Origin of the sequence: Endozoicomonas sp. ONNA2, from assembly GCF_024606365.1 — a bacterium.
In the GTDB taxonomy this organism is placed as follows: Bacteria; Pseudomonadota; Gammaproteobacteria; order Pseudomonadales; family Endozoicomonadaceae; genus Endozoicomonas.
Genome location: NZ_JAHHPO010001191.1, coordinates 1 through 8,504, shown reverse-complemented (window position 1 = coordinate 8,504; position 8,504 = coordinate 1). Strand labels below are relative to the sequence as shown.

Here is an 8,504-nt window from a genome sequence, read left to right as displayed (position 1 = left end):
CAGTTAGTCGCAAGGGCCATGGACGTACTGAAACAGCTGGCTGAGGGATACAAACTTGGACTGACTCAGCCAGCGCAGATTGCCAACGGAAAAGGTATCGGGCATCTTGATCAACCCACCGACGCAGAAATAACCGAGTGGGCTGACATGACTCCCATTCCTACCTCGTCCTTAACGCTAAAACAGATCATGACCAAGCCGGTAACGGAACTTGAAGCCCTCGACAAAGTGGCCACGAAGGCCCTGGCCAAACAATACGTTGAGAAGGTGACCAGTGCAAATGGGCTTAAGAAACTGAAATTAAGCCAGAAACTGACTGAACAGGACCTGCTCCCTTCACCCTCAAGCACTGAGGTAACCACAGCCGATCCACTGATTATGCAAATGCGGGAAGTGATCAGTGTGCTTGACGATGCTCTTGCCAATAATACCCCGGTACCGGATGCCATCAAAAAACTGAATGCTCACATTATGGCCAAAACCAGTCAAAGCCTGCTTGCCCGAGCCAGAGGGGAAGCCCCTGCAGATCCGGCGCAACCGGCAGGCGTTCCCTCCGTGAGCCAACCGTCACAGGCGGCCAGCGCAGAAGCAGACGTGCAGTATTCGCTGCAATTGATGGTGTTGCAGGATGCCATCAATGCGATTGCCCCAGAGGTTCCCGGAGCGGCGCTGTTGGCTCACCCATCCGGTGCTGCGGTTCCCGGCTCGTCGGGTGGTCAGGCCTCCGGCAGCACCGATCCGGGTTTAAGTGCGGGAGCCAAGGCCGGAATCGTGGCTGGTAGCGTCGGCGGAGCGTTAGGTTCAGTGGCTAGCGGCGCATTTTTAAGAAGACTGGCCTCGAACGGGGGCAATGCGGCGGCGGAAGATGTCGGGGTCAGCATTGGGGAAAGTGCCGCAGAGGAGTTTGTGCCAGAGACCGAGGTTCTGAAATCCCTGGGTGAAGGACTCAGCACTAATATTGAGGATTTGATGGCCAAGGCACCCGCCCCGCCAAACCATGAGCCCGGTGGCGACTGGACCCATATCCGCAGTCGTGGCAAAGGCAGCAGGGGCAAAATAAAAGAACCCGCGTGTCGACGTAAAAGAGCTCTGGCCGGGGCTGGCATGGGCCGTTGTGCAGCCGATGAGTTGTATGACAAGGCAGTAAAAAGGGTCATTGCAGAAGGCGTTATTGGATTCTCTGCACCCGCCCTGATGGCCGGTTTTGCTGAAACACTGGCTGTCGGAGTCCTGACCCCGGAATTACTTATGATCATTGCTGCAGTCGTGGCAGGCGGCGTTGCCGGCTGGGTAGGTTATGAAATCTACGAACTTGTAGAAGATGGGAAGAAGGGAGGCGGGGGTGATAGTGATGATTCATCTGACAATGACAACTCCGGTCATCACCACTCATCCGGTGGCAGTGGTAACAGGGGAACCACGCCCACCAGTGGATTGTTAACGACCGGCCAGCCGCCCGTCACAGGCCTGCAGCCTGCTACGGGCAGGCCGGGCAGCGATCCCGGAGTGGTTGCTAACAGCAGTAACACGGTCGCACTCCAAATCGCACCGGGCAGTTCCAGTCTTGTACTGCCGGACATTACTGCCTCGGAAGCATCGTTAACGACGGCATTATGGTCGGAGACTACTGCACCAGGCCAGTCAGAGAGCACCCGTGCTCAAGCACTATCTGCCAATACCACAGTTCCAATGGAGGCAGAGTCAAGTTCGTCGGCTAATACCATCAAGACGTCGTTGAGTCCGTCGGAGATGGCAAGTAGCCAGTCAGTGTCGTCCAGTATCACGGCTTTAGCCTCATCAGAGTCTCGTTCGTTCGCTGATGCTACCAGCACGACGGCTCCGTTCTCACCAGAACTGAGTTCGTCGATGAATACCACCGATGTGTCAATGACGCCGTCAGGGGTGGCAAGTACTCAGGCATTGTCATCCAACACGACGGCTCCGTTTTCTCCAGAGCTGAGTTCGTCGATGAATACCACCGATATGTCAATGACGCCATCCGGGATGGCAAGTACTCAGGCATTGTCATCCAACACGACGGCTCCGTTCTCTCCAGAGCTGAGTTCGTCGATGAATACCACTGAGGCATCCCAGAGCCAGTCCAGGATGGCAAGCACTCGATCAAATACCGTAGCTTCGCTATCACCAGGACAGAGTCCTCTGGTTAATAGCCCGCAGGCGTCTACAGTACCATTCACATCCACGATGGATACCGAAGGGGCGGTAACCAGCAGTTTGCCACTGTCTGGTACCGAGGCATCAGCAGGCTTATCAGAGATTGCGAAAGAACTGTCAACATCGCTAAAAACAGCGTCGTCTGCCGCACAAACCACCTCCGCCGCAACACTCCCATCGTCCTCTGCCACCGACGATGCTGAAACCGACACCTCCCGGCCTGTGGAGGTATCCAGTACGCCCGCCGAGCCGGTTGCGACCCCCACCACCTCCCCAGTCACTGAAAGCCACCAGGAGCCGATGGGTCCACAGGACAGAAAGCTGTTGAAACTGTATGCGGACCGGGGACAGCTAATCCATGATGCCTATGCCCGGCAAATAAACGGCATCGAAAATAACAATGCCCGGGCAATGCAGATGATCGAACCCAGTTATGAAGAGATAGAAATCAACGACAGGATATATCTTAAATGGCCGTTGCAGCGGCTGTTGTGTTGTGCACACGGCCTGCGGGCCATGGACCGGCAGCTCAGGGACAACTTCCTGATCATCAGCAGCCTTGCCCAGCAATGCATCCGCTATGATGCCAGCCATGATCAAACCATCAACCCCGGTATGACCGACGGGCATCCTGCCCGGGAGGTCATTATTGCTGACCTGGTCAACCAGTTCCTGAATATGTATGCGCAGTACGGTGAAGCCCGTTTCAATATGATCAAGGCTACCGGGTTTCCTATGGAAGAGACGGCGGAGTCAGAGATATTCCAGGGTTTCAACGCCCGGAGCATGGATAGCACGGTCAATGCCCTGTTGCACCAGCCATCCGGCTTGTCGGCCCCGTTTCGGGACGTTCTCCGGGGGCTGGCAGACAGCCTGGGTCATGAGCCACAGGACAACGATCTCAGGGCACCCCGGCCGGATCGGCATCTGTTGCAGGTCATACACAATACCACCGTCGCTGATGATGAGTTTACCTTGCCACAAGCCAGGCTGGACCCCGGGGATATGGCCGCGACCAACCGGATCATCCGGGCTGAACAGGCTCACTTTATCGCCAATATGAGGGAGCTGGAAGACAGAAGACATTTTCCGATCGATTACCCGAAGATATTCCAGAACCCCGCAGACTATGAGGCGGTGTTTCAGGATGAAGACACCATTCCCTGCCACAGGGCTGAACCGGGACTGGCTGACACCTCGGCCCTGGCCCGGCTTTTATCGCCTCCTCAACTATCCACTTCGCCAACACACCCTTCCCAAACACCGACAGCCCCCCGTGAGGCGACCCTGTCGGCCATTTCCCAAACACCGACAGCCCCCCTTGAGGTTACCCTGTCGTCCATTAACGATCGTGCCGACGCTCAGTCATCGTCGCCAACCGTTGTGCCGGGTCACACCACCCAACCCGTTGCCACTCCAGCCTCCTCTGTCACTGATAGCCGCCCGCCGCAAGTGGGTGCGCAGGGCAAAAAACTGCTGAAACTTTATGCGGACCGGGGTCAGGTGATCCAGGACCGCAATATGTGGCAGATAAACGACATTAAAAATAACAATGTCCGGGCGATGCAGGCCATCAAGCGCAGTGGTGAAGAGATAACAGTCAACGACCGGATTTATCTTGAATGGCCCCTTGAACGGCTGGTGTGTTGTGCACACGGCCTGCGGGCCATGGACAAACTGTTCAGAGATAACTTCCTGAGCATCAGCAGCCTTGCCCAACAATGCCTCAGCTATGATGCCAGCCGGGGCCTGACCATGAACCCACAAGCGCCCGGGGAAAGCCCGGCCAGGGAGATCATCATTGATAACCTGGTCAACCGGTTCCTGAATATGTACTCACAGTTGGCACAGGCGCGGTCCGAAATGATCCTGGCCACCGGGTTTCCCATGGAAGAGACCTCCGAGGCCGGGCGTTTCCGGGGATTTAATGCCCAGGGCATGGATACCACGCTCAAAGCCCTGTTGCGTGATGCTTCCGGGGTGTCCGCACCGTTTCGGGACGTTCTCCGGGGTTTGGCGAACTACGTGGACAGGCAGATCACGGAGGAGCGCCTCGACGATGGTGACGATCTGCGAACCCCAAGGCCCGATGAACAACTGTCGTCGGTGATACACAATGCCACCGTCGCCGATCATGAGTTCACCTTGCCGTCGGGTTGGCTGGAACGCGGAGACCTTGATGCGACCAACCGGATCATCCAGGCTGAGTCGGACCGTTTCATTACCAGGATGGGGGTATATAGAGACTGGAAACACTTCCCGGTTAATTACCGGAAGATCCTTGAGAACCCCACAGATTATGATGCCGTATTCCAGAATGACGAGACCGTTCCCTGCTATAACAGCGAATCGGGACTGGACGACACGTCGGCACTGGCACGGCTGCTTGCCCGCCCTCCGGCTACATCAACCTTCACCCTGACTGAGCGGAAACTGCTGAAGGGGTATGTCGGCCAGACCACAGCAATCCATGCCAGTTATGCCCACCAGGTCGAGGCCATAAAGCAGCAGAACCAGCAGATTATGGCAGCCATACCTGCGGAGGAGTCAGACTCAATCACCTGGCCGGAAAAACGACAGGTGTGCTGCGTCAACTTGCTGGAGTCGCTGGAGAGGCAGCTCCGGGACAGTTTCCTGAACATGAGCAGTACTGCGGGGCAGTACCTCCGCTACGATAGCGACCAGTTGCAGACACCCGGCGGCACACCGAACCAGCGCTCCACCGAAGCGTCGATCATCAGGAATCTGGCCAACCAGTTCCAGAATCTGTATGGACTCTACAGCGCTGCCCGTTATGACATGGTCAAGGCCACCGGATTCGCAGGCGAGAAGGCAACGGATGATCGCTTCCAGGGCTACAATGCCAAGGCTGTTGCCGGGGCCGTTACCGGGTTATTGGAGAGATCGGCCAGGATGTCGGCCCCCATCCGGGAGGTGCTGCGGACGCTTGGGAACGCTCTGGCCCATGAACATGAGGATCTGCGCACCAACGATAGACGTCCCCCGCAGCCTGATACCGCACTGCAGCGGACGGTGGAGAATGTCCGGGTAGCGGATGATGAGTTTAACCTGTCGCCACCCATGCTGGACGCCCGGGATCTGACGGTGATCAATCAAATCATCCTGGCCGAGCGCAAAGCCTACTTTCAGAACACGCGACCACTGAGGGATGAGCGTTTCGTGACGTTCAGCGACGTGTTCGACAACTCGACGGATTTGCAAAATCAGTTGTACGGCGAGCAGCTTCCCTGCCCGACCAGCGAGCAGGGGCTGGCCGACACCTCGGCGCTGAGCGAACTGCTGGCGCGGGCTGCAGACCAGGCACCGAGCATCACTGCAGCACGGAAAAAACTGCTGAAACTGTATGCCGACCGGACCACGCAGTCCTACCGTGCCTATGGCCAGCGCATCAGCAATATCCAGAGTGCCAATACCCGGGCAGTGCAGGATATCAAGGAGAGTGATAACACCCTCATTCACGAGGGCCGGGAATACCCGCAATGGTCGCTGGCACGACTGGTGTGCTGTGCCCAGGGCCTGCAGGCGATGGACCGGACACTCAGGAACACGTTCCTCTCGGACCTGAGCCTAGCCGATCAGTGTATTCGCCATGATGCCTCCCATAGCCTGACCATGGAGCCAGATGCGAGCGGCGAGAATCCCACCCGGGAGGCCATGATTGACGATCTGGTCAACCAGTTCCTGAACCTGTATTCACAGTACGGTGAAGCCCGTTTCAATATGATCAAAGCCACCGGGTTCTCCCTGGAGGAGGCGGCAGAGTCACCGGTTTTCCGGGGATTCAGCGCCCGGGGCCTGAAGGGCACGGTGAGTAAGCTGTTGGGTGCCACGTCCGGGTTGTCCGCACCGTTGCGGGACGTTCTCCAGGGGGTGGCGGACTATCTGGATAACCAGGTCATCGGGAATGACGATAATGATCTGCGCCTGCCACAGGCTGATCGTCAACTGTTGCAGATCATTGACAATACCACCGTCGTTGATGATGAGTACACCTTGCCGCCAGCAACAGAGGTTCCTGGCGATAGGAGCGCAGTCAACCAGCTCATCCGGAATGAGAAAGCCGGCTACCTGGCCATGTTGGGAGAACTGGAAAACCGGGAGGATTTCCCCAGTGATTTTGCCGATATATTCGAACAGCCCGATGCCTTTGCGGAGCTTTTCCCGAAGGAAGCGTTCCCGCAGTGCCATGGTGACTCGCGCAAACGTCGCCAGCTGGACAGCCATGGCTCCGGCAAGCCGACGCCTCCCCCGGATGAGCCAGCTATTGCCAATGACCACCGTGCCCCGGCCACTGCCGGAGCCACCCGTTACGGAGGACTGTTGTCGGCGCTGCGTGGTGGCCTGTCCTGGCTGACCGGCAGCGCCGGAGCCACCGCTGGCCAGGCGCAGGGAGCAGCGCAGGTCACTGCCGGGCAAAGCCATCAACGACAGGAGTCCGCCCATGGTGCCGACAACCAGCCGGCGGCCAGCAGAGTCAGGCCGGTGGCACACAGTGTCAACGACAGCCTGGCTCTGGCCGGGTTGCTGGTGTCCCGGGCCACGGATCGTCCCATCCAACCTGACACACTGGCTCATGGTGAGAGGCACCGGACTGATACGGCGGCACAGCCCTTTGACTGCTTACCGGGCATGAAGTTGCTCACCGGCAGCATGCGGGTTGCCCGGCAACTGCACAGCGAAGTGTCGGCTTTCCTGCAGCAGCTCAACCAGCAGCGAATACAACCGGATGCTGCCTGGCAAACCGATGACCTGCTGAATATGGCCATCGCCATGGTCACCAATCAGGAGCAACCGACCCGCTGCACCGAGGAGTTTCTGCTCGAAGTGTTGTTCTCGCCCAGACTGGGGGTTGAACATGAGCGCACCGGCAATATTTTCGACAGCGATGGACGGGTCCGGGGTACCACTGGTGGTGCCATCTTCTTTGGCGGGAAGCAAACCCAACCGAGCCAGTCAGGCCCGGCCAGAGATCTTGGCAAATGCATGCTGAACGCCATGGCAGACCGTCAACTGGAACAATTGACTGCAGCATCCCGGTCGGCTGACTCCGGCCCGTTACTCAGTGGCACACTGCGCGATGCCATTGTTGACCGGGCCAGCCAGTTTCAGGAACTGCAAAGGAGGATGGTGCATACCCGGCATTCGATGGGGTTGTCAAGCCAGCTGCCAGACTGGCTGGGGGCCAGCGGTGGCAACTACAGTAGCCGCCGCGATCAGCTGTGCCAACGCCTGGAACAACGACTGACTCCGGTCACCAGCCCGGGGGCTGTTCGGGCGGGTGATACCTGCCTCAGCCAGCTGGAAGCGGGTGATTATGGTTCGGCCCGGTCATCATTCTTCGCACTGTCGGACCAGCAACAGCAACAGGCCATCCAGTCACTGACAAGGATGCCCGACTGTTTTGGACTGGAACTCCAGTGGGATGATCCGGCACCCAGAGACAGCCAGAGTGCCTGGCAACGCTTCACTGCCCTGTACGACAGCAAGATGGGGGTCCAGGAAGAGGCGATGAACCGCCTGAAGCTGATGTCGATGGTCAGTGCTGGCAAGGTGACCAGGCAATACGACGAGGCGCAACAACTGGTGGCACACATTATTGACCTGCTGCCAACCCGTGACAACGCCAGCCAGCGATCCTGCCAGGAGACGGCAGAGTGCGCCCGGCCGCCAGTGTTCCAGCAGCACCAGTACGACCGGGGCAGAATAAACGACATGCTCAGTGCTTATAAAACCATCAAGGCGGAAGTCGGCGAGCAGTTGCCGCAGTATTTTATCAACCACAATCTGGACAGTGACCTGCAAGAAGAGATCATTACCCAGGTGGCTCTGGGCAGTTTGGGATCACTGAACGGCAAGCCTGCCGGGCAACGGCAGGCGGAAATAGCAGCGCGGCTGCAAATCGAAGCGGAGGAGTTTGCCCAGACGCCGGTTTAACGATGGAAACCATGAGCGACAAACTGTCGGTCCGGGAGGCTGTCCGAGAATAGACTGACATGTCCTTCTGCGGCTTTCTTATCAGTAAACATGCTTCCGTCCCGGTCAACTGGCCACATGGGGGTAATGGACATGAGTCTCCTTCTGTATTGGGTCTTTTATCTGTATATAAATACAGTTGTTTTGTCCAGTAGGCTCTCTGGGAATCAGCTTTTAAAAAAACGAGGCCTGGTTTTTTGAAAGTTACTGAGCACCAAGGAAGTTAGGCAGTTCTGTCTGGCGATATACAGCTAAGAAATACTAAATACGACAATAATCAACAATCATTAGTTGTCACCCTGAGCATGTACACTTTTATCTTTAAAATATTTGCG

General features: G+C 57.3%; 2 protein-coding genes. One reads left to right on the top strand and one right to left on the bottom strand.

All coding sequences use genetic code 11. The annotated features are described in order from the left end of the window. Nucleotides 1–18: 18 nt before the first annotated feature. A complete protein-coding gene (locus KDK14_RS20980; RefSeq protein WP_257267198.1) occupies nt 19–8,130 on the top strand; it encodes a hypothetical protein in 8,112 nt (2,703 codons plus the stop codon). Here KDK14_RS20980 and KDK14_RS20975 read toward each other — a convergent pair. Further along, nucleotides 8,127–8,264: a hypothetical protein gene (locus tag KDK14_RS20975; protein WP_257267197.1), complete on the bottom strand. Its 138-nt coding sequence runs from the start codon at nt 8,262–8,264 to the stop codon at nt 8,127–8,129. The genes KDK14_RS20980 and KDK14_RS20975 overlap by 4 nt on opposite strands. Nucleotides 8,265–8,504: the final 240 nt, after the last annotated feature.